This window comes from Virgibacillus sp. NKC19-3, from assembly GCF_019837165.1.
Classification (GTDB): domain Bacteria; phylum Bacillota; class Bacilli; order Bacillales; family Amphibacillaceae; genus Virgibacillus_L; species Virgibacillus_L saliphilus.
In genome coordinates this window covers 1,084,971-1,108,292 of record NZ_JAGYHC010000001.1, presented here as the reverse complement: position 1 = coordinate 1,108,292, position 23,322 = coordinate 1,084,971, and the positions used below count along the sequence as shown (strand labels likewise).

The 23,322-nt window shown below is 40.5% G+C and carries 19 protein-coding genes and 1 riboswitch; of the genes, 5 read left to right on the top strand and 14 right to left on the bottom strand.

The features are described 5' to 3' along the window. Position 1: 1 nt before the first annotated feature. From KFZ56_RS05470 to KFZ56_RS05455, 4 genes are all read left to right on the top strand, one after another. The gene (locus KFZ56_RS05470; RefSeq protein ID WP_222640783.1) at positions 2 to 748 is read left to right on the top strand and encodes a MerR family transcriptional regulator; all 747 of its coding nucleotides are present in this window, start codon (positions 2 to 4) and stop codon (positions 746 to 748) included. Between the two features lie 177 nt (positions 749 to 925). After that, on the top strand, positions 926 to 1,876 hold the full coding sequence (locus KFZ56_RS05465) for an ABC transporter ATP-binding protein (RefSeq protein WP_222640782.1): 951 nt from the start codon (positions 926 to 928) through the stop codon (positions 1,874 to 1,876). Positions 1,877 to 1,921: 45 nt separating this feature from the next. Further along, entirely contained in the window at positions 1,922 to 2,356 is a 435-nt protein-coding gene (locus KFZ56_RS05460; protein WP_222640781.1) for a hypothetical protein, read from the top strand. Between the two features lie 80 nt (positions 2,357 to 2,436). Then, positions 2,437 to 3,168, top strand: coding sequence for an ABC transporter permease (locus tag KFZ56_RS05455; RefSeq protein WP_222640780.1), 732 nt, complete (start codon positions 2,437 to 2,439; stop codon positions 3,166 to 3,168). Between the two features lie 491 nt (positions 3,169 to 3,659). Here the strand turns inward: KFZ56_RS05455 and KFZ56_RS05450 are convergent, their stop codons facing one another. The 10 genes from KFZ56_RS05450 to KFZ56_RS05405 form a co-directional block, all read right to left on the bottom strand. Then, positions 3,660 to 4,490: a nucleotidyltransferase domain-containing protein gene (locus KFZ56_RS05450; protein WP_222640779.1), complete on the bottom strand. Its 831-nt coding sequence runs from the start codon at positions 4,488 to 4,490 to the stop codon at positions 3,660 to 3,662. 106 nt (positions 4,491 to 4,596) lie between these two features. After that, the gene (locus tag KFZ56_RS05445) at positions 4,597 to 5,238 is read right to left on the bottom strand and encodes a GNAT family N-acetyltransferase (protein WP_222640777.1); all 642 of its coding nucleotides are present in this window, start codon (positions 5,236 to 5,238) and stop codon (positions 4,597 to 4,599) included. Positions 5,239 to 5,395: 157 nt separating this feature from the next. Beyond that, on the bottom strand, positions 5,396 to 5,644 hold the full coding sequence (locus KFZ56_RS05440; RefSeq protein ID WP_222640775.1) for a type II toxin-antitoxin system Phd/YefM family antitoxin: 249 nt from the start codon (positions 5,642 to 5,644) through the stop codon (positions 5,396 to 5,398). 210 nt (positions 5,645 to 5,854) lie between these two features. Next, positions 5,855 to 6,187 carry a class I SAM-dependent methyltransferase gene (locus KFZ56_RS20015; protein ID WP_222643901.1) on the bottom strand — a complete coding sequence of 111 codons (333 nt, stop codon included), beginning with the start codon at positions 6,185 to 6,187 and terminating at the stop codon, positions 5,855 to 5,857. A gap of 304 nt (positions 6,188 to 6,491) precedes the next feature. Then, positions 6,492 to 6,941 (bottom strand): NUDIX hydrolase, encoded by a 450-nt coding sequence (locus tag KFZ56_RS05430; protein ID WP_010530566.1) that lies wholly within the window; start codon positions 6,939 to 6,941, stop codon positions 6,492 to 6,494. A gap of 542 nt (positions 6,942 to 7,483) precedes the next feature. Continuing rightward, positions 7,484 to 9,019 (bottom strand): glutamine-hydrolyzing GMP synthase, encoded by a 1,536-nt coding sequence (guaA, locus tag KFZ56_RS05425; RefSeq protein WP_222640773.1) that lies wholly within the window; start codon positions 9,017 to 9,019, stop codon positions 7,484 to 7,486. 387 nt (positions 9,020 to 9,406) lie between these two features. After that, positions 9,407 to 9,508, bottom strand: a riboswitch (purine riboswitch). 41 nt (positions 9,509 to 9,549) lie between these two features. Next, entirely contained in the window at positions 9,550 to 11,760 is a 2,211-nt protein-coding gene (locus tag KFZ56_RS05420) for a DUF4129 domain-containing transglutaminase family protein (protein ID WP_222640771.1), read from the bottom strand. Beyond that, a complete protein-coding gene (locus KFZ56_RS05415; RefSeq protein ID WP_222640769.1) occupies positions 11,757 to 13,025 on the bottom strand; it encodes a DUF58 domain-containing protein in 1,269 nt (422 codons plus the stop codon). Before KFZ56_RS05415 ends, KFZ56_RS05420 begins: the two co-directional genes overlap by 4 nt. Beyond that, entirely contained in the window at positions 13,025 to 13,984 is a 960-nt protein-coding gene (locus tag KFZ56_RS05410) for an AAA family ATPase (protein ID WP_222640768.1), read from the bottom strand. The genes KFZ56_RS05415 and KFZ56_RS05410 overlap by 1 nt, the downstream gene beginning before the upstream one ends. Before the next feature lie 1,034 nt (positions 13,985 to 15,018). Next, complete coding sequence (locus KFZ56_RS05405) at positions 15,019 to 16,536, bottom strand: AbgT family transporter (protein ID WP_222640767.1); 1,518 nt, start codon at positions 16,534 to 16,536, stop codon at positions 15,019 to 15,021. Between the two features lie 195 nt (positions 16,537 to 16,731). Between KFZ56_RS05405 and KFZ56_RS05400 the strand changes: the two genes are divergently transcribed. Then, complete coding sequence (locus tag KFZ56_RS05400; RefSeq protein ID WP_222640766.1) at positions 16,732 to 17,034, top strand: hypothetical protein; 303 nt, start codon at positions 16,732 to 16,734, stop codon at positions 17,032 to 17,034. 599 nt (positions 17,035 to 17,633) lie between these two features. Here KFZ56_RS05400 and KFZ56_RS05395 read toward each other — a convergent pair. The 4 genes from KFZ56_RS05395 to KFZ56_RS05380 all read right to left on the bottom strand — a co-directional run bounded on the left by KFZ56_RS05395 (position 17,634) and on the right by KFZ56_RS05380 (position 23,175). Continuing rightward, a complete protein-coding gene (locus KFZ56_RS05395; RefSeq protein ID WP_222640765.1) occupies positions 17,634 to 19,142 on the bottom strand; it encodes an amidase in 1,509 nt (502 codons plus the stop codon). A 217-nt stretch (positions 19,143 to 19,359) separates the two neighbouring features. Then, entirely contained in the window at positions 19,360 to 20,526 is a 1,167-nt protein-coding gene (locus KFZ56_RS05390; protein ID WP_222640764.1) for a Ger(x)C family spore germination protein, read from the bottom strand. Continuing rightward, positions 20,519 to 21,625: a GerAB/ArcD/ProY family transporter gene (locus tag KFZ56_RS05385; protein ID WP_222640762.1), complete on the bottom strand. Its 1,107-nt coding sequence runs from the start codon at positions 21,623 to 21,625 to the stop codon at positions 20,519 to 20,521. Before KFZ56_RS05385 ends, KFZ56_RS05390 begins: the two co-directional genes overlap by 8 nt. Next, on the bottom strand, positions 21,622 to 23,175 hold the full coding sequence (locus tag KFZ56_RS05380; RefSeq protein WP_222640761.1) for a spore germination protein: 1,554 nt from the start codon (positions 23,173 to 23,175) through the stop codon (positions 21,622 to 21,624). Before KFZ56_RS05380 ends, KFZ56_RS05385 begins: the two co-directional genes overlap by 4 nt. Positions 23,176 to 23,322: the final 147 nt, after the last annotated feature.

Sequence of the window (23,322 nt, the reverse complement as noted above, 5' to 3'; positions counted from 1 at the left end):
CATGTATACCATCGGGGAATTGTCAAAGCACACAGGGGTGACCGTCAGGACACTGGATTATTATGATGAGATCCACTTGATCTCCCCCTCCTCCAAAACGGATGGCGGACATCGTTTATACAGTGACGATGATGTGCTTAAGTTGGAACGTGTTTTAGCGATGAAATATATGGGTTTCTCGCTCGGACACATTAAAAACATTTTGGAACAGCCGAGTACAACATGGCAGGAATCGATACAAGAGCAATTGGATTATGTCCGACGGGAACAGGAGCGTTTACAGACGTTAGAGGAAGCACTCCTCGGGGTCTCCTATTCGATCGATTTCGAAGGTGAAGCAAACTGGTCCGTTATTTTTCAAATTATTCAGTTGTATCAACAGGACTCATCCAATATTTTACAACCATACCATGAATACCTAAACGAAGATGACATAAAAAAGATCACAAACATGAATCCTGCGCAGATGAAGGAAGAAGACGTCCGAGAATGGATGCAGGTTATTCGAACTATCAAACAAAACCTCCATCTGCCACCTGATTCCAAAGAAGCTTGGCAACTTGTGGAACGATGGTCCAAACAGGCGGAGAAGATGTTTAGCAACGATGAACAATTACTCGGGGACATGTGGGAAGCATTGCAACATTTAACAGACGATATCGCTTTCTATCCAATGAATCAGGAAGTTGTTCATTTTTTAAAGCAGGTATTTATCGCTTATGAAAATGAATCGGAAAATGACAGTTAACTCTTTGTATATATTCACATGTTCATGAAGTTAGAGAAGTATGCAGGAGAAGACTCTGTATCTTTTAAGAAAGAGTGTTATCTAAATTATAAAATTTGTTGTGTCATATGTATCCAGATTCATTCTTTAAGTGGCCACCACTAGTAAAAGGTACTACTTCTCGAGGAGGTATTGTGTATGGTGCTTGATGTGCAAAATATAACGAAAATTTACAATGATACTCGCAAATCCCAAATCGTTGCAAATGATCATCTCACGTTTGGTATAGACAAAGGAGAAATATTTGGTCTTTTGGGTCATAATGGTGCTGGAAAAACTACACTGATCCATCAAATAATGGGGACATTGACACCTACAAGTGGAAATATAACCCTACATGGTAAATCGGTACAGAAGTTTCCGAAGCGAGCACGTTCGCTTTGTTCATTACAACCGCAATCAGAATTTCAACTTGGTTTTTTAACGCCCGCTCAAGCTGTTTCAACGATGGGAAAAATGAGAGGCGGAGGTAAAAAAGAAGTCAAGCAACGGATGGATATGTTATTCGAAAGATTGGATATTGGAAAATGGGCTCATACGCACGGCGTCAAACTTTCTGGAGGGATTCGCAGGTTAACAGTTTTTTGCATGGCCCTTATCCAACCTGGAAAACTTGTCATATTGGATGAACCTACTAATGATGTGGATCCAACGAGACGAAGGTATCTTTGGGACGTGATACGTGAATTAACGAATGATGGAACCTCGGTTATCCTGGTCACCCATAATGTCATTGAGGCAGAAAAGGCGGTGGACCGACTAGCAATATTACATAACGGACAGTTTGCCGCGAAGGGTACTGTTCCTGAAGTGAAAAGAAAGGTAACGGATCAAAAACGTCTGGAAATTAACTTGTTATCCATATTTGATCGCCACGAAGATCATGACTGGTCCATATCCACACATCGAAATGGGGCAAATGTTATTTACTCACTGGATGAGTCATCCGTCTCAACAGCCATAGAATGGGCAGAATTTCGGTTGAAACAAGGTAATATATTGGACTACTCCTTATCGCCAAAGACGCTAGAAGACGTTTATGTTGAATTAACAGCTAAAGAAGGAGGCGCTGATTTTGTAGAATGCTAAAATCTTACAATCTGATTCTATGAAATGAATCATGTAAGTTGTAGTATGACTTTTATACAAGTAATGATGAATGTTGATTATGAATGTAAGGAAGCTGACGGATTCTGGGAAGCCCATTGGAAAACCATGAAGGGATTAGAGGCGTTGGTAGCCTTATATTTCATTATTGGTAGTGAATTTAAGTGGGGAACTTTTAAGACTGTTTTTATTCATCAACCGAAGAGGTTAAATGTTTTGGAAGGTATGATTAGTGGAGCTGCTGCACAGTCAGAAGTGATTGAGAATATTGCAAGGGTATTGCCAGGCGTGAATGCTGATTCTTTAGCTAACACATTTATTCCATCCTTCATAAAGGATATTGCTATAGACGCAATCGACATTGTAGATGGAACTCAAGCTATATTTGTACTAATCGCTTATGCGGCAGGATTTCCCGTTTTGACGGGGTTATTTATTCAGCAGAGAGACATCATTAAATGATATCAGGAAGCTGGTGAAATATCTTTTAAACGTCACAGAACCTAGAGTTTTAATTGGTTTCAACAAAGGGGGATTTTTTAATGGTAACTTTCAACGACTTCAAGTACGTGTTTCAAATGCAATTTAATAAGAGTTTTGGCTACCTGCCTTACTACATGATTCTTCAAATGATCATTTCACTAGGAATTGTGATAGGTTTCACCTATTTAATTGGCAATTCAAACACGGAATCTTTACTTTATTTAGCAACCGGGGCTCCCACCATAGTGTTAATTCTTACAGGGGTCGTTCTTTTGCCCCAACAAATTGCTACCTCCAAAACGGAAGGGTATCACCAATTTTTACGTACTTGGCCAGTAAATAGAGGTATTATCCTTGTGGCGGACACATTAATATGGTTGATCGTAGCGATTCCAGGTATTGTCATTTCGATCTTAGTTGCCCACTTCATGTTTCATCCAGGATATGATGTTACATGGAACCTTGTTCCGGCACTTTTGTTAACAGCCTTCACGTCAATAGGCATCGGTTATGGATTTTCTTATCTATTACCTCCGCAACTATCAATGGTGCTTTCTAATGTGCTTGCCTTTGGATCGCTTATGTTTGCACCTATCAATTTTCCTATGGAGCGGCTTCCTGCATGGCTTCAAAACGTCCATGATTTTTTGCCCTTGTATTCGATGGCTGAAGTAATGCGAGATGCTTTGGCAACCTCAACCTTCGCTGCAAGTACCGGAAATTACGTTAATTTAGCGGTATGGGGTATTGTCGGCTTCTGTGGTACCATTGTCCTTATAAATAAAAAATAACTCATTCAAGAGAGACAAACCAATGCGTACTGTACACAATTATTTTCATGAACTGGCTCACTCGGGTTAGTACCGTATTAACGTTGCAATTCCTATTTAAAACAAAACCGGTATTATACTGCATTACAAATATATGTGTTTTTACTTCGATGAAATAAAGCAAATTCAATCCATTTAATTTTCAGGTTTTATTGCCCAGATATCGTTATGCTTGGTTTTGTATTCAATAGTTTATCGTACGAATATCGAGGAAACATGATGCTTGTTACTTATGGCGTGATATATACCATCTCTATGCTCGTATATATACCAATAAAGTATGTTTTATTCTTTTGCATTCACATTCCTGTTAATTGATTCTTTTAAAGTTTACAAATATATTTAGCCATATAAAAACACCCTTAAGATCAGATTCTATTCTAACTTTATGGGGGTAAAACATCCCCAATGTATACCCTTTTTTTCAACAATTGCGCCCTTATATTTAATAGTTATAATGCTTCTGTTTCAGTGATTAGTTCTTTTAACTTCTTCACTGCTTTTTCCGCCTTTTCACCATCCGCTGAAAGCAGAGAAATAAAATCATCGATTCGTTTTTTATAGTCCGTAGGCTTTAGCGGGAAATTTTGGATCATGGCCACAGCTTTCTTTTCATTGATACAATACACTTCGTTTTTCGCAAAGAGAACTTGATTTAAACAAGAAATACTTCGAAAACAATGGCCCATCACATACGAAATATCGTCCTTATTCGCATTGGCTTCCATAAACATAAGGGAAAATGAAGCTTCAAAAGAAAAATACTGGATCATCGCTTTTTTCAATTTCTCGGGATAAGGTTCCGTTTTCTTTTTCAATTCACTTAGTTTGCCTTCAGGGTCAGATAAAATATTACAAACGGCTAATTCCCCCATATACATGACATTCAAATAACCATGTGGATGCCCCGTTTGATAATGAATGGATACAGCACCTGACAGACAGTCATCAATAACCTTGCTGACTCGTTTGATATCACGAAATATGAGATCTACATGGTATTCATGCACAACTAACCAGCCGCCGCCATTTATCCATTCGCCCCATTCACCTAAGGATGTGATTAGATGGTCTTTTTTTTCGTCATTAAGATTGAATGCTGATTTTTCGATATCATTTGTATTGAACCCTTTTGATTCATCATAGTAAATTCCAATATCTATATCAGAATCCGAATTATGTGTTTCTCTTGCCCTGGATCCACCTAACACAATTCCTACCACACCTGGCAGTCCATCTAGTTCTTTTGTTATATCTTGAATTATATTATCGACAGTTACCATTATGTTTCACTCCAATCTTATCCTGCAAAATGGCTCTACAATGGCAATTTAGGCGCTTTCCTTTATTCCAGTTTAGCGCCCAATCATATTATTACGGAATTTCCAATTAAAATTCATTCATGTTTGAACTGCAAACGGCATCTAGGAAAAACTGAGGTGCACGGGAGATCTTCAGCTTTTCAAAATCTGATCGTGGCATATATCTCTGCAATACAGGCAAGCATTCATCCAAATCATTTTGCCTGTTGCCTATAAGAGGATCTGATAATAAGCAAAAACCGAAATCAGAATATAGTTTGATTGCTCGGTAACTTTCTGGTTGAGTATGCAGAAATACCGGGTATTCATCTTCTGGTAAGCTCTTCATAACGATTGAAAGTAGCGCCCTACCTATACCTTCCCCTTCACAATCTTTCAAGACCTTAAACCAATGCAAAGTCCATATTGAGTTGTAAGATTTCCATAAAAAACAAGTTCCTATAGGCTTATCAGCCTGATCACAGACAACCATACATCGTTGGAAAAACAAATCTCCTTTTGGTAAATATACATCGTTAAAATACGCTGTCATAAAGTCGTAGTATTTCGTTGCTAGTTCAGGAGTATCAAAGTGCATTGCCTTCCAAAGGTCTAACTCATTTTTCCTACAATAACGCACATGAAAGCTGTTCGGTAATTCTCTTGTAGCATCGTTATCTAATTTACGGCACATCATAAATAAATTCTTATCTGGTATTTGTTCTTCCATGCTATAGTCAGTCCCTTCTATTCAACTGTTATTCCATTAAATGGTTCGTTCGTGTAATAAATAGTATCAAAATCTTTCAATGTTTTAATATACAAAAAATACCTTCATATTTATAATCTGTATATTCGAAAAACTTTATACCAAAATATTCCTTTAATTACGTATCCCAATCAATATCACCCAAATCCTCTGTCTCTTCATTTTCAAAGTGTTTCATTCGATCAAGAACCCCAGTACTTTGCAAATAAAGTGTTTCCTGTATGGCGTCCCAATCTCTTTTACTAACAAGAACAGCGCCATCATCATTTTTTGTGTTAGTTATTTCAATCGGTGTATTATCCTCATTAACTTGTTTAATCAATTGGTAAAGGTTTTTTCTTGCATTTGTTGGGTTGAAACTTAACACGACAATCCCTCCCTTTCTTTCATAATTGATTACACTTTATATTTAAACGTATATTATTATGTACATCACGTTGTAAATACCTATTTTTATAGAAGCTAACTATATCTTTTTTAACCTATTTTTCCATTTTAGCTTAGGACAAATACTGTTAAATAAGCATTCCACTTCAAGTTAAGCTGTAGCCTCATTCCCACTCCAGTGTAATGTCTATTATGGCTTTCTAAATGATAGACAATACATCAACTCGTGACAAACTACTTTATGATTTATATCTAGCATTCCTTTTGGAATTAATTCTATAGGTGCAGCTATGCTCTGTTCTTCACGATAATACTTTTTTGTTATTGGGGTTTTTTTATAGGTTTCATTTACTAATTTTTCAGTTTCATCTACTATTACAATCTTAGTTCCACTTTTAGCTATCCTTATCATCTCACTAATTGCCTTACCTTTATCATTAAAATAATTTATTCCTCCAACATGGTATACAACATCAAAACTCTCATCCTTGAAAGGTAAATTCTCTGCTGTTCCTGATTTTATAACGAGTTAAATTCCTTTGTTTTCAAGGGTTTGATACTCCCCGTTCTACAATCCGAGAATCTAGGATTTAAATTAATATCAGTTCCACCCACATACTAATTTCCAAATTGTAATCCATCTGTTGAGTATTAATAAAGTTCTTTACTTTTGGAGCCGTAAAGCCACATTGTTCCGTTCAAACATGCGGCTTTATCAAGAAATAGTTCTTTACTTTTACTCAACAATCGCGCTCCTTTAACGGAAAACTTGATTTCGAGATATATTCAATAGTGTTTTCACTAAAGTGTTTGTTGGCATGGAATTTTTATAAAATAAACATCTTACCATTTTCATATTTTAACGAGTAAATTCCTTTTTCCTTCAAAAGAACTGGTAAGTATTGAGAAACTTTATCCGCAGTTCCTAGATTGTTCGGGTTTAATAACCAATCAATTGATTTCCAATCTAATATACCTTCTCTTGTTTTTTTAGGAGTTTCAAATTTTAAATCATTTCCCACTTCATATAGATAAACATATATTCCATCAAGGTTACCATTTGAAGATTCCCAGGATACAGTGCCTTTAGAAAAGTAATTATCTACTCTTATGTCTGTTTCCTCAAATACTTCACGTAATGCACCCTCATCGGAAGATTCACCTTTCTCAATTTTACCGCCTACACCATTCCAAACCCCCATAATTGGAGGCTTTTCTCGGTTAAGCATTAATATATCATTATTATTTTTAATAAAACATACTGTGTACTTAAACATTATATAATTGATACCTCGTTTGTTTTGCCTGTGTTCTAATCATAATCCTTACAGAAGATAATTTACACAGTTATAAAATATTAATGTTTTTCTAATCTCTTCGTTTCATTCGAAACGCTCTCATTGTTCAACTAATTGGTCCGTTTGTGGTATAAAAATTATTTTAAATCAATCTTTTACCTCTCCCATTTTAACATACAAAAATTAATTCTATATGCTATTCTGATAATCTGAATGCCAATTATTTAAAAGGTTGTAGAGCCTCATTTCAACATTGATCAATTTATTCAAAAAAACAAAAATAATCTCTACAAAAGTTTAATCAAAAATCCCTATACTGTCATATTCACGTTTTATTACAGTGTGTTCCCACTTTTTATAGTGACATTTATTATAATATGACCAAGTTATCCACAGAAAAATGTTCCCTGCCAAAGTTTTTTCTTGGCAGGGAACTATCTTATTTTTAACTTATTTTGTCCATTTTAGCTTCGGACAAATGCTGTTAAATCAGCTTTCCCATTTCAAATTAAGTTGTAGGGTCATTCCCACTCAATCGTACTTGGGGGCTTACTCGTCACATCATACACGACGCGGTTGATATGCTCCACGTCATTTACCATTCTCGTTGATATTTTTTCTAGGGTTTCCCAGGGAATGCGTGCCCAATCGGAGGTCATGCCATCAATGGAAGTAACGGCACGGATCCCGATAGTGTAATCATACGTACGCACGTCCCCCATGACGCCAACGCTGCGAATATTCGGTAGTACGGTGAAATATTGCCAAATGTCGCGCTCTAATCCCGCAGCAGCAATTTCTTCACGCAAGATAGCGTCGGATTCACGAACAATTTCCAGTTTTTCTTCCGTTACTTCACCCAGTACACGGATTGCCAGACCCGGGCCAGGGAAAGGCTGACGCCAAACGATGTGATCCGGTATGCCTAATTGAGAACCAAGTTCACGAACTTCATCCTTAAAAAGGGCATTTAATGGCTCGATCAGATCAAATTGCATATCCTCTGGCAGTCCACCAACGTTGTGATGGGATTTTATGGTGTGTGCTGTTTCGGTTCCACTTTCAATGATATCGGTATACAACGTCCCCTGTGCCAGAAAGTCGATGTCCTTTAGCTTGTCTGCTTCATCATCGAAAACATAAATAAATTCATTCCCGATGATTTGACGTTTCTTCTCCGGATCGTCCACCCCTTTTAGTTTGGATAGAAAACGATCTTTGGCATCGACCTTAATGATATTCATATGAAAATCATCCGCAAATACACGCATCACATCATCTGCTTCATTTTTCCGGAGCAGGCCATGATCGACAAAGATACATGTAAGTTGATCGCCGATTGCTTTATGAATTAAAGCTGCCACAACGGATGAGTCAACGCCACCGCTTAGTGCACATAACACCTTACGATCGCCGACTTTCTCCTGAATTTTCTCCACTTCCATATCGATAAAATTCTCAATCGTCCATGCTCCACCGCTTTGGCAAATCTCGAAAACGAATTGCTTTAGTAAATGATTGCCATATTCCGAATGACGCACCTCCGGATGGAACTGAACGCCATATCGTTTTTTCTCCGGGTCACTCATGGCAGCAATTGGTGTAGATGGACTTGTAGCATCAATGTGAAATGTTGGTGGCGTATCGATCACTTTGTCGCCATGGCTCATCCATACGGTCTGCGTACTTGGTGTATGTTTAAAAAGAGGCGGTTCGGCTTGTAGCTCAATATGTGCTTTCCCATATTCCCGATTCTTTGCTTTTTCAACGGTACCACCATAATGGAGAGACATGAGCTGCATGCCATAGCAGATACCTAAGATGGGGATATCCAATTCGAAGATCTCCTTATCACAGCGGAAGCTATCCTCATCATAAACACTATGCGGACCACCTGAAAGGATAATTCCTTTTGGATTCATTTCCCTGATCGCTTCTGCTGATAACTGATGGGAGTGCAATTCACTATAAACACCAAATTCTCTTATTCTTCTTGTGATTAACTGATTGTATTGACTGCCAAAATCAAGTACGAGTATCATATCGTTTGTTTCCATTGTTACACTCCTATCTATTACGCCGTAGTTGGGCTTTTGTTGGAAATTGGGGAAAGTAGCTTTCACATGTAGCGCGTTGTATCCCAGTTTAAGGATGTTTTTCCCAACTCGGGATTTCTGCGTTCGGTCGATTTCGTGGCGCGCTCGATCGATTTCATAACGCTCTCCCGATTGGAACGTGTTCTCTCCCGTTTGAAGCGCGTCGTCTCCCGATTCACAGGCATGCGCTCCCTCTTCTGATCAGCTATCGCCAACTACACTAAAAATCCTGCATCCCCGCTTTTTGCATTACAAACTATTAAAAAACTTGGCATACGCGTATGCCTTAGTTGCACTTATGCAGTTAAGAAAGGTTTTATACTTTCTTAACTGCCAAAAAGACAGAGTCCAGGAGAGATCTGCCTTCATAGTCAGAGCATTTACGGTGCTCCGGTAGAAACTTTCGAACCATATTTTCGAGGATATACGAACGGCGTATTTATTATTTCATTTGTAATATCTTCTTATTCTACTAATCAACGCAAACCGGGTCAACCCATTATCCGTTTGATTAAATTTTTCCATAATTGCGTTAGCTGCTGCATACTACGCGTATCCGCTTTATTATTATATAACACTTGTTCATAATAGGCTGTTAGCTGCGTCATCTCATCTGTTTCGTAACGTGCATCCATGTGTTTGGCGTATTCACGCAATGTTTGATCAGGTTCTTTTTCCAGTCCAACGTGCTGCAGAACTCTCAATAAATGATGATACGCTTCTTGGTATGTTTTCACATTTTGTCTTTTCTCTAATCGCTTTCCCAGCAAATACGTTTGCCAGCGTAATCGTTTTTTATACATAACCGTGCCCACGATGATTAATATAACGACCATTCCACTCACATACCACCAATGGAACGTAGAAGATGCATCATCTGTAGTATCTTCAGCCATCGCAGGTTGAGTCTCTTCTTCCTCTTCAGGCAATTCTGGCTCTGGCTCGTTCTCTTCTGTTTCCGGCGTTTGATCCATGACGTCATCTTGATTTTCACCTGAAGCATCATCCATATTTCTGTGGAAATCAGACAAGTTAGAGAACCCCTGTGTTGGCTCAAATGGTACCCAACCAACATCTGGAAAGTACACCTCAACCCAGGAGTGTGCATTGGCATTCGTTACTTCATAGACATCGGTTGAGTCATCTGCGCTACTTTCAATCATTTCACCACTGGTAAAACCTTTCGCCCATCTTGCGGGTATATCAAGTGTTCGCAGTAATACGACCATTGATGTCGAGTAATTATCACAATAGCCTACTTGGGAGTCGAATAAAAATTGATCCACGTAATCCTCATCTTCTTCAGGGACAGGAACATCGGTTGTTTGATATTCAAATCCATTTTGGCCGAAATACCGCTCCACTGCTTTTGCTTTACCGTAACGATCATCATACGTAGCTGTAATTTCCTCTGCTAATTCACCGACTCGATCCGGGAGGGAAGATGGAAGTTGTGTATGCCGCTCTTGAATATCTTCCGGATCATCATTTCCCGTCTCCTGAAGTTCATCAATAGCAAATGATGGATGATCATAGGAAATGGTGTAATTATCCAAGTTTGCAGGTTCATCATTTATCCTTGTTTCAATCGCTTCCGAATGTGGATCCATCAAATACTGCGCTCCCGTTGCGTATACGTGATGCGTTCCGTATGGATAGATTAATTTATCGATTGCTGTATCTTCTTGAAAATCAACCATTGCTTCTAAGCTTTCTGTTTCAACAGCATCTGTATCAAATGTCTCCAGTGAAATCTCTCCGGCATTTTGTGAGAGGTAATCAGGATCCTCGGCATTTTCCCAGCCTTCCCCGGTGTATACATCCTTGGTTTCAATCCGCCAATAATGTTCTTCTGAGACAGAAGCTTCAAATACAGGTGTATAATCTTGAACGAAGGAGCCACCAAGGCGTGAATCATCTTCGCCGTAACCGACCTTCTGGACAGAGCCTCCGCCAGCACCATGATAACCGGCATTTTCCGCAGTGCTTTGAATAAACGGAACCGGATCCGGCCATTGTGGCTCAAGCTTCGGTGCCGCATAACCGATCAACGAGGCAATAAGAACCGTGACTACTAGCGGTATTGCCCATATTGGCGTCTTTTTGATCCAGGAGAAATCAATGGATTCCTTATCCAACTCTTTCATAACATTAGCGATACCTAACGCGATGAAGGAAATAATAAAGGTTCTCACCATCGCCATGTCACCATCATAAACGGTAAAAGTATCCAGTACAGCTAAATAAATAAACGTGAGCAAAACAAATAGAAAAATCCGCTTCATGACAACAAACCAATAATGCAGCAGGTAGCTCATTAAGCCGATTAATAATAGGAATAAAAAGCTTCGGAATAATGGTGTCATATTGTACCATTGCTGTGCTAGAATTGCTTCTAGATTATAAGAAAGATCCATATACAACGCTTGAAACCATATTCCTGTAAGAAACGTAGAATCAATAAATAAGCCATTGAGAGCAAACAGTAGTCCAAACCCTTTTAATAAACATTCGATCCACCATTTCATCCGAAGCATCGAAATCATAAAACAAAACAATGCATAAATAATAAACACGGTTAGGCCACTTGTATACGTAACATCCGGAACGGGATAAAGCCATTCCAAAAACAATAACAAACCGCAACCATACAACATAAAGGTATAGGGCCATGACGCTTTTTTCTCTTTTAATCTACTCATGTGCCGCTCACCTCAATCGGATTTTCCATTAACTCCTTTTCGGTTAACATTCGACAATCAACACCTTCAAGCTGAAGTTGCCCTATAAGCATCTGCTCGTTCTGTGAGATCATCTCGGCAGATTGAATAAGAACCATCATGACCCTTTTGGACCGTTGTTTGAGCTTGGTCACTGATTCCTTAACGCCATTATCTATCCTCGTTGTTACAATCATGACAACATTCCCACCATCCACCTTAAACAGTTCTTCTTTTAGCTTAATTGCAAAAGGCTGATAACTTACAGGCTGAATACGGGTTAAATGTTGACGTATAAAATCTCCTTGGTTTGGATCATGACGCATGGGCAAATGAACGACTTTCGCACCAATGGATAATAAGCCAACTGTCCTATATTGTTTGCGAAGGCCTTCCATTAATGAAGCAGTTACCTCGACTGCTGCCTCAAATGCAATCTGGTTCATCCCCTCATAATAGCAACTGTCTAAAACAAGCAAGATACCAGTGCTTTCTTCCAGTTCAAATTCCTTTGTCATTACCTCATTTTTTCGCGCTGTTTGTTTCCAATCAATCCAGGATACTTTATCGCCCGGCATATATTCGCGAATTCCTGATACAACATTCGTATTTTTGACAGTTAATGTATAGGCAGTAGCATCCCCTTGTTCAGAGCTGCTTATCTTTTCTGTCATATTTATGGGGCGTACATTCGGATAGACCACGAGTTGGTCTGCAACATCAAATAGATGTTCCTTTTTCACAAAACCAAACACGTCCCCGGTTCGAATTCGAATATGCGTTAGTTGATGCTCCCCGCGCGGAACACGTTCTATTTGGTACGGGATCTCAATTACCCGCCTCATGAATGGGAAGATTACCTTTTTCATTTTTCTGTGAAAAGTGAATTTATTCAGTTGAGCCATATAGCGATACGTATTTTCCCGATCATCTTCGCTATTTAATGTATCAGGAAAAATTTCCTCACAAATACAATAATATAGCGGGAATGGAAGCGATCGCTCCAATATAATGGTTACAGACACTCCATCACCTGCTCGAATAACGTGTTGTGATAGATGACGTGTAACCTTCCAATTTCGAATCGGATAAAGTAGAAACCCCAAATGATAGAGAAAGATTGGCAGGAAGCTATAAAAGAGAAACCAGCTTATGAAACCACCCTGAAACATAGCAAAAGAAAATAGGAGAAGAAATAACGCTAGAGTAAAAATGAAATTACCAAGAAACCGAAGTGAATCCTTCATTAAGGAAATTCCTTTCGAATCGGAATAGGCGTGTGTTTCACTATACTTTCCACAACCTGCTCACTGCTCATACTTTCGTATTTGGCTTGTGACGTTAATATAATCCGGTGGGACAACACAAAAGGGGCTAAAAATTTCACATCATCAGGCAGCACATAATTTCGCCCTTGTATATAAGCGTACGCCTTTGCTGTGCGCATTAATGCAATGGATCCTCTGGGACTGACCCCAAGGTAAATGGATGGATTGGTCCTCGTATTACCTACAAGATGGATAATGTAATGTTGTACATTTTTATCAATATAAACCTCTTTCACTTCTTCTTGAATAGCAATCAATTGTTCCTTGGACATGACAGCATCAATTGTTTCAATTGGATGATTTTTGGACGTGCGTCCCAGCATTTCCAGCTCCTCTTCAAACGCTGGATATCCCATTTTCAACTTTAAAATGAAACGATCCAATTGTGCTTCCGGAAGCGGGTACGTCCCCTCATATTCAATCGGGTTTTGGGTTGCCATAACAAAAAAGGGCTGCTGGAGCGAGATGGTCTGCCCGTCTATGGTCACATTTTTCTCTTCCATCCCTTCAAGCAGCGATGATTGTGTCTTTGGTGATGTACGGTTAATCTCATCAGCAAGTATAACATTTCCCAGAATTGGCCCACCACGAAACTCAAATTCCATCTCTTTTGGATTATAGATGGAAATCCCTGTCACATCAGAAGGTAATAAATCCGGCGTAAACTGAATTCTTCTAAAATCACAATCTAATGATTTAGCCAACGTACGAACAAGCATCGTTTTCCCGACACCCGGAACATCTTCAAGCAACACATGACCTTGTGCCAATAATGCGACTAAGCTGAGAGTTACTTCCTCCTCTTTGCCAATCATCACTTTATTTATGTTCATTCGTACATGTTCAATTTTCTCATTATAAATAGCTGTTTCCGGCATGATTCCAGACTCCTCTCTAAGGGTCGAAATTTTACGTTAAATACCTACTATTACTATACAAGAAAAGACTTGTGAAGTAAAAGCGGATAATCAAAGAATCTAAAACCTAGTATTAGCAGATAAAGAGATTTTTATACATAAAAAAAGGAAGTCATCGGAGCTGTTCTTTCCATTCAACATATGGAAAAGTTCGAACCCGGATTTGAATTCGTGCGCATTTGTTTGGCACTGGCGGATGCTGCTTCAGCTTTCGGGGGCGCTTGTTCAGCTTTGGCGGGTGCTGCTTCGGCCTTCGGGGGCGCTTGTTCAGCTCTAGCGGGCGCTGCTTCGGCGTTCGGGGGCGCTTGTTCGGCTCTAGCGGGCGCTGCTTCAGCTTTCGTGGGCGCTTGTTCGGCTTTGGCGGGTGCTGCTTCGGCCTTCGTGGGCGCTTGTTCGGCTTTGGCGGGCGCTGCTTCGGCTTTCGGGGGCGCTTGTTCAGCTTTGGCGGGCGCTTCGGCTTTCGTGGACGCTTGTTCGGCTTTGGCGGATGCTGCTTCGGCGTTCGTGGGCGCTTATTCGGCTTTGGCAGACTCTGCTTCGGTCTTCGTGCGCACTTGTTCGGCTTTGGCGGGCGTTGCTTCGGCGTTCGGGGGCGCTTGTTCGGCTTTGGCGGGTGCTGCTTCGGCGTTCGTGAGCGCTTATTCGGCTTTGGCGGATGCTGCTTCGGCGTTCGGGGGCGCTTGTTCGGCTCTAGCGGGCGCTGCTTCAGCTTTCGTGGGCGCTTGTTCGGCTTTGGCGGGTGCTGCTTCGGCCTTCGTGGACGCTTGTTCGGCTCTGGCGGATGCTGCTTCGGCGTTCGTGAGCGCTTATTCGGCTTTCGTAGACATTTATCAATTTTTATCCAAATTTTTCCGGTAGAGCGAGCATCTACACACAGTCTCGGGACTTGCAACCTTATCCGAACGAATGAATGATTTTCAACCTTATGTTGATATTTTCATAGACTATACAAAAACTCTTTCCCAACTACAAAGAAAGGAAAGAGTTTCTCTATATTAATATAGGATTGAAGAACCCGGTCCTAGTGGTATCCCTACGAGCATCCAGATGACAAGTACAATTGTCCAACCAATAAGGAAGTAAATGGAATAAGGAAGCATAACAGAAATTAACGTTCCAATTCCCATTTTCTTATCATACTGCTGAGCAAATGCAATAATAATCGCAAAATAGGTCATTAATGGTGTAATAATATTGGTTGTTGAGTCTGCGATACGATACGCCATTTGCGTAAGCTCCGGTGAATAACCAAGCTGCATCATAATCGGCACAAACACCGGTGCCATCATGGCCCATTTAGCTGAGGCACTACCCATAAATAAATTGATGAATGCAGCAATTAAGATAAATAATAGAATTAATGGAATTCCGGAAAGATTGATACTTTGTAAGAATTCAGCACCATAAACGCCAAGAACCATTCCGATATTGGACTCCGAGAAAAAAGCAACGAATTGACCTGCCGTAAACGCTAATACAATGAACATACCCATGGAAGCCATGGTATCCGTCATTTGATTTGCAACATCCTTGTCATTACGAATCACTTTGGTTATTTTTCCATAGACAAGGCCTGGAATAAAGAATAAAGCCGCAATAACAGGTACTAATGAATCCATAAATGGAGATTGAACAATTCCACCATCATCCCCGCGCATTGGTGCATTTTCCGGCATGATGAGCAATAGTGTCAAAATCAATCCAATGACTAATGCAACACCGGACCAAACCAGACCTTTTTTCTCAACGGAAGTAAGTCCTTCCAGATCCTCTGTTTTTTCACCTTTATACTTGCCCAAACGGGGTTCAACTACGCGTTCTGTGACCCAGGCACCGATGAATGTTAGCACAAACACGGAAACAGCAATAAACCACCAGTTCATCGCAATGTTCATCGTTTCTGCATAAGCCGGGTCAATAATCGATGCTGCGTCTATTGTCATTTCCCCAAGCATAGCATCTGTCGCAGATAAAGATAAGTTTGCACTAAATCCTGCGGAAACTCCTGCAAACGCTGCAGCAAGACCGGCTAATGGATGTCGTCCAAGTGCGGCAAATATTAAAGCTCCAAGTGGCGGCAGGACAACATAGCCCGCATCTGAAGCAACACTGGACATAATACCAGCAAATACCAAACCAGCCGTGATCAAACGATTGGGTACAGCTAAAACAAACCCCCGCAATACTGCACTAATTAATCCTGTATGTTCTGCAACACCTATACCAAGCATCGTTACAAGCACAACTCCAAGTGGTGCGAAACCAATGAAGTTATCCGTCATACTGGTAAAAATATATTGAATACCATCAGCGCTCAGTAAGTTGTTAATCTCGACCATTTCACCTTCTTCACCAGGGTGCTCCACACTAATCCCCAATGGAGCTAAAGCCGCGGAAAGAAGAACAACTAATAATGCTAAAATAGCAAACAATGTGACCGGATGCGGTAATTTATTTCCAACCGTTTCTATCCCGTCCAAAGAACGTTGAAAAACGCCTTTTTTCTTATCCATTGATAATTCTCCCTTCTTGTGCCTATAACGGTAATATTCCGACAATAATGTGTAAATAATAATATTACGTAACGCCTATTATATAGGGGATGTATAAGAATTTAAATAGGAAAATTGAAGTAGAAATAATGGAAATAGTAGAATTTATTACGGCTTGGATGGGGGCGTATTGAAATTTATTAATCATAGTACCTTTTGGTATTAGAAGTACAGTCTCCCGATTTAAACGTTTGCTTTCCCGATTTCGGAGTGCTGTCTCCCGATTTCGGTGCTCGCTTTCCCGAGTTCGATGCGCTGTCTCCCGGTTTGAACGCTCGCTCTCCCGATTTCGGTGCGCTGTCTCCCGATTTGGGTGTTCGCTCTCCCGAGTTCGATGCGCTGTCTCCCGGTTTGAATGCTCGCTTTTCCGATTTCGGAGCGCTGTCTCCCGATTTGAGTGCTCGCTTTCCCGATTTCGATGCGCTGTCTCCCGATTTGAACGCGCTCTCTCCCGTTTAAAGTATTATCCTCATGTTCACTCGTCTTTTTCCCTATCCACAACCCATTTGACCCATTCCAGTTCCTTTTGGGACAAATCGCGTCCTAGTTTTGTTTGACATTCATCAACGAGCATTTCGAATCTATCCATAATATTAACCTCCTTTATGGAAAATTGGAATTTATTACCTATTGTAATCAACACCATATTATCAGACAAAAAAACAAATATAAAAGATCATTTGTACCTATAAGGAGTCTTCCCCTGCTATTTTTCTGCAAACAGCTTTATTGGAAGCGTACCTATAATGATATTTCCAACTCATTTGTAAAGTGAAAATCAAAGATGGGGAAATCAGCTTTTATACATTATTGGAGTTACAATCTACAGTGGACCACCGGCTGCCACGTCGATAATTAACATATACGGTGAAGATCTGGCGGGAGATTATCAAAATTTCAAGAGAAGGAATTAGAGAAAAAACGAACAAACGAGCGAGGCTAATGAAAGAGAAAGAGAAACCTTTAGTATCAATTCATTCGGCTGAAGTCATCACCTACGGCTATCAAAAAAAGAGAGAGGATGAACTTTAACCTCTCTCTTCTACAGGAGACCGCCGTCACCTTATCACTTTATCTTGTTGAACCAACGGCCTTTTTGTAATCCACAACTCACTTTGCTCCAGCTGATAAGCGAGCTGTAGTAATCGATTCTCTTTTCCTTTGGATGCCATTACTTGGACGCCTATAGGAAGCCCATCATCCGATAGATGAACCGGCACGGACATTGCTGGTTGTCCAGTTAAATTAGCAAGTTGGGTGAATGGCGTATACGTTAGGCTTGGCAAAAACATATCGTATATAAGATCCTGCTGCTCCTGCTTGTCCATCTCATCAATCCGCAAGCGCATTTCCTGCTGTTCCTTTCTTGTATATGTTAGTTCCCCAACTTTTGGTGCTGTATATGCGGAAGCTGGTGTGATATAAAAATCATACGTTTCATGTAGATGAGCCATTTGTGCTGCTGCGCTGTCCCATGAAGATAGGCTTGCCGAGAACTCCGCAGCAGAAACAGACTTGCCGGCCTGATGCAGAACCCATGTTTCAATTTCCACATCATCCGCTGTGATAGCCCGGTCGATACCTTTTTCTAATTGCCCTACAAGAGAAGAAATCTCTCCACTATTCATCAGATAATAATCCTTCATTAATTGGATGCCGTCAACGCCATTTTCTTTCTCCTCCACGATATGCCCCTGACTTTCCATCCACTTCACTGTTTTCTCAACGGCGTATTTCGCCTCTTCCGAAACAGGAGTACCGACAGGAGATGTCATATTGTATGCGATACGGAGCGGTTTCTCAAATGGATGCGGCATCGCTTCATTATAACTTCCCGGAAATAGCGGGGTATGAAATGCTGCTTCCGGCTGGACAATTTGAAGCTCATCAAGGATTGCAGCACTATCTCGAACACTGCGACTTAGTACAAAATCAATCGATGCACCTTGCCACTGACGTCCAGCCCCTGGTCCTACCGGTGTGCGTCCACGAGTTGGCTTTAAGCCAAACAATCCGGTAAACGATGCCGGTATTCGAATAGATCCGCCTCCGTCACTGGCACCTGCTAATGGGACGATCCCTGCTGCAACCGCTGCTGCAGATCCCCCGCTGGAGCCACCCGGAGAACGATGTGAGTCCCATGGATTTCTTGTTGGTCCATGCAAATCAGGCTCGGTTATATTCTTCAATCCGAATTCCGGTGTGTTGGTATGTCCGATAAATTGAAAACCAGCCTCTCGGAATTTTTTCACCATATTGGAATCATGTTCGGAAACGGTAGACATGAACAACTGTGATCCGGACGTAAGTGGCTCCCCTTGTAGACTTTGGGAGAGGTTTTTCAATAACATTGGTACACCGCCGAATGGCGCATCCGTTGCTTGCATTCGCTCTGCCTCTGCTAAAGCTTTTTCCTTTCTTGTATGTGTCACTGCATTTAATGCCGGATTGACCGCTTCCAGTTGCTGAAAACTCAATTCCAGCAACTCTTTCGGTGTTACTTCTCCCATCTTTACTAGCTCTGCCATCGCTGTAGCATCAAGTGTCAAGTAGCTCTGAAGATCCATTTCTGCACCTCTTTACCATTTTTCCCGTATTGTATCATGCCCAGACCCTGTTTCCTATTTCTCCGTCTTTTTCCATGGCGGATCCCCGAACTTATGCAGTTTTTGATTCATCTTATGAACAGAGTAGGGGATGACAAATATCAGAATAGTGCATACGAGTACCATATTTTCAGGTAATAACCCTATCAGTTTATCCCACATGTATATATCACTCATTTCACCGATTCTTTGTCTTATCACTGGACCCGGTCGACCGGACAGTGGAATCTGCTGTAACGTCAATATTGCTCTTTGAAAAAATATGTTTACCCCTATCCCAATCATCCTCTATTTGTTTCCATACCTTATAGTGGTCTTGTTGTAAGATACGATGAAAGTCAAAAAAATCCACTCCTAATTCATGCTGTCCCTTTTCCAACGTATCGTTTATGAGTTGTTCCATTTTTTCATCAATCTTTTCCTCAATTTCCGATATATATTCCGATTGCAAGAGTCTTCTATCACCAAACATCTCTGATATGGATCCTTCTACCTCCACCGTTATGGATATATCTATATGTTCTGTGTCTTTTGGTTTGATTGTTGTATGGCTTTTCATATTTTCAATCTCATACGTCATGGACCGCCCATCAATCTCAAAGTGTATAGTTCCTCCATTTTTATCGCCATTGATCAGATTCAATCCTGCTGCTTCATCCTCATCCAGTACTCCCGCCAGTTTGTCATCTGCCCCATAAAATACCCCTGCACCTCGATAATTTACTTTATCTTGATTGGGAATGACTTGCGGAATGACATAACTGCTCCTATCCAGTAAATATTCTTGAACATCGCCAATTCTTATCGGGTCCAATGTTTCGAGCATCCGATTCCTATTTTCGACAACATCATGAATATACATGGCAGGGATATCTTCATTTTGCGGTTCTATTTCAAGTATATCACGGGCATCTCCTTCTGAAATCAGTACCCTGATTTCTCTTCTCATTTCATGATCACGAATATAGAAGTCCATAAGACTTGAAAATAAGTTTGGCTCTCGCGCCACTTCTTCAGACACAATAATTACTTTTAAATGCTGAAAAAATGGCACCAAGTTTGTTAATGTCCCCATTTCCCGCTCAATCCCAAATACGCTTCCACCACTGACGGACAAATTTTCATATGCTTTTCCTCCTCCTTGCTGTGCAGGATTATCTAATTGACCGGGAACGACAAACTGATTTGTCACCGTTATCTGCGGATTATCAGGATCATAGTTTTCAGCCAGATCAATCGCTGAGCCGATGATAAACCCACGTTCTTCAATATCTACCTCATCCCAACAGCCTGTGAGTAGAATCACCATGGATAAACAAATTAATCGAAACACATGTTTATTCACCCCGCCTCACTCCCCTCCATTTAGACGTAACAAACAGCAGTACGGCCATAAACACGGTAAATAAAAAGGTAATATAACCGACAGCAGTTGCAAATTTGTCTACACCTACAATCGTTTCCGGGAACATACTAATGAGATACACAATAGGGGATAAAATAAACACCAACTTGATTTTCGTTATTCTTTTGAAAATGGAATTTACCGCAAAAACACCGATGTCCAAGGCCATTGCTGTCGAATTAAAAATAGCCATAATCCAAATAACAAAAAAAACGGATTCAAATCGCTGAAAAAATCCCCCCGGAACCTCAACGACCTTCCCCAACTCAATGACAGGATAAAGCATGTTTTTCGTCACTTCGTTCCCAAATACCCCTATACACGCTAGGAAGAATAAAATATACAAAACGATAGGCATAACCATACCATGTACGGCCTTTTTGGGGGCTTTTTCTGGTTGTTTAACAAGTGCAACATAAAACCATAAAATAAAAACGCCGGTATAGGAAGTAATACTTGTCCCTATTCCTTTCACATATCCACGAAAATTTGTTTCAAACACAGGAAGTATATTCTCCGGTTTAAACCAGCCTATATTAATAGCCAAAACAGCAACAGAAATAAAGACAATAATCGGAAGGAACATCATATTCAAACGAAATAATCCGGTTCTTGATCCTGAAACACCGTAAACGACGAGAAGCAAGAAAGCAAATGCGATAACTTCAATCGGTGTACGATCGAATAAATAGTTCTTCGAAATATCAGCAATTCTGCGAACCGTAAGTGCAGCTACATTTAATGCGATAGCCGCAAACAGAAATGTTATTATTATTGCAACTGGTTTCGTCAAAATTTTAGATGCATAGGTAAGGAAATCCTGATTGGGGAAGCTTGCTGCAATACGAGCCACACTCCAAGTGATAAATGTAACAAGAATTCCACTAATAAGTATTGGAATCCATCCATCTGAGGAAACAGTTACGGCCGCTAACGTTTTTGGTAGGGAAAGAATACCGACACCAATCACGATGGAAGGAATCGCAAACATGATCTCCCTTTCGGTAATTTTATCGTCCGCATATTTAAATTGTTTCATGAACCTTTATCCTCTCTATTCGCAGACGTTTTGTCTTCCGGCTTTAGATACTGCGGTCGCTTTAACATAGCGGGTAGAGGCGCACGCGTAACAAGATCCTTAAAGTCTCCACGAAATGTCGGTGCAAAAGGAGTAGAATAAGGAATTCCAAAGCTTTTCAAGTTTACGATATGAATATTAATCGCAATGTAAACAAGAATGATACCAAATAACCCCAGTACAGCGGCCGAAATCATCGTTAAAAAACGAATCAATCGAAAGGAAATCGCTGTACTATACTCGGGAACGGCAAAAGATGCGATGGCCGTTAATGCAACCACAACAACCATGACCGGGCTTACAATCCCAGCCTGCACCGCTGCATCTCCGATAACCAATCCACCAACAATACCAATCGTTTCTCCAATGGATGTCGGCAAACGTGCGCCTGCCTCCCGGAGTAATTCCATAACTACCCCCATCATGACTGCTTCAACAAAGGCCGGAAAAGGAACGCCATCTCTTGTCGCTGCAATGGAGAAGGCTAAATCGGATGGAATCATTCCCTGTTGATACGAAACTAATGCAATATATAAAGCAGGCAGGAATATAGTAATAAATGCCCCACCCCACCTTAATACTCTTATGAGAGAACCAATTATCCAGCGCTCATAATAGTCCTCCGGAGATTGCAATGTGTTCCCTATCGTAGCGGGAGCAATTAATACAAACGGCGTACCGTCAAGTAGAATAACCACTTTCCCTTGTGCAAGTGCAGCAGAGGCTCGATCCGGCCTCTCCGTATTTAATACTTGCGGGAATGGGGACATGAAACTATCTTCAATCCACTGTTCAATATAGCCGGACTCCGGAGCAAAATCGATATCAATGGTTTCAATACGCCGCTTTATTTCCTTTACTAAATCCGGATTGCTAATCCCTGCAATATAAGCCACAATAAGGTCTTTCTTGGAACGACGTCCAATTTTATATGACTTAAAACGAAGATTGGGACCTTGAAGGTTCCGTCTGAGTAACGCTGTATTGGTTCTAATATTTTCAACAAATCCTTCTTTTGAGCCGCGTATGACAGGTTCTGTTGAAGGTTCCTCAATGGCGCGAGTTTCCCAGCCAATGGTTTCTACGATCAATACTTTATCCAATCCATCCAAGTAAAGAATGGTACTACCGTAAAAAAGCCCTTGGGAAATGGCATCTAATGTTGTTTCTTCTTTGATATCACCAACCGATATGATTTCTCTGTAAATGTCCTCAAAAAGCGTTTCTACTTCGTTTGGAGATTGGGGTTCCATACTTTGTTGTAGATTTTTAAGAATGCTGTTATTGACGGTATACGGGTCGACTAATCCATCGATATAGGCAATGGCACATTTCTGTGTTGTAGTATGAACGGTGAATTCCCGTATAACCAAATCTTCCGGATCATCAAGCATTTTTTTAAGATTATCCACATTTTTATCCAATTCTTTAAAAATCGTAATCGAAAAGTCCTCTTCCCTTGGCCTTTCTATTTGATTTTTTCTTCGTTTATAACGTGAACGCAATACCATTTCATCCCTCTAATCCGTTGATGATCTGTTTATCTTCGTTTTCCCTAATTACGTCATTTTATACAAAAACATCAACCATGTATAAACGTACCAGTCCGCGACAAACTATGGACAGTTGACTCTAGATCAAGGGACAATCGCCCCCTA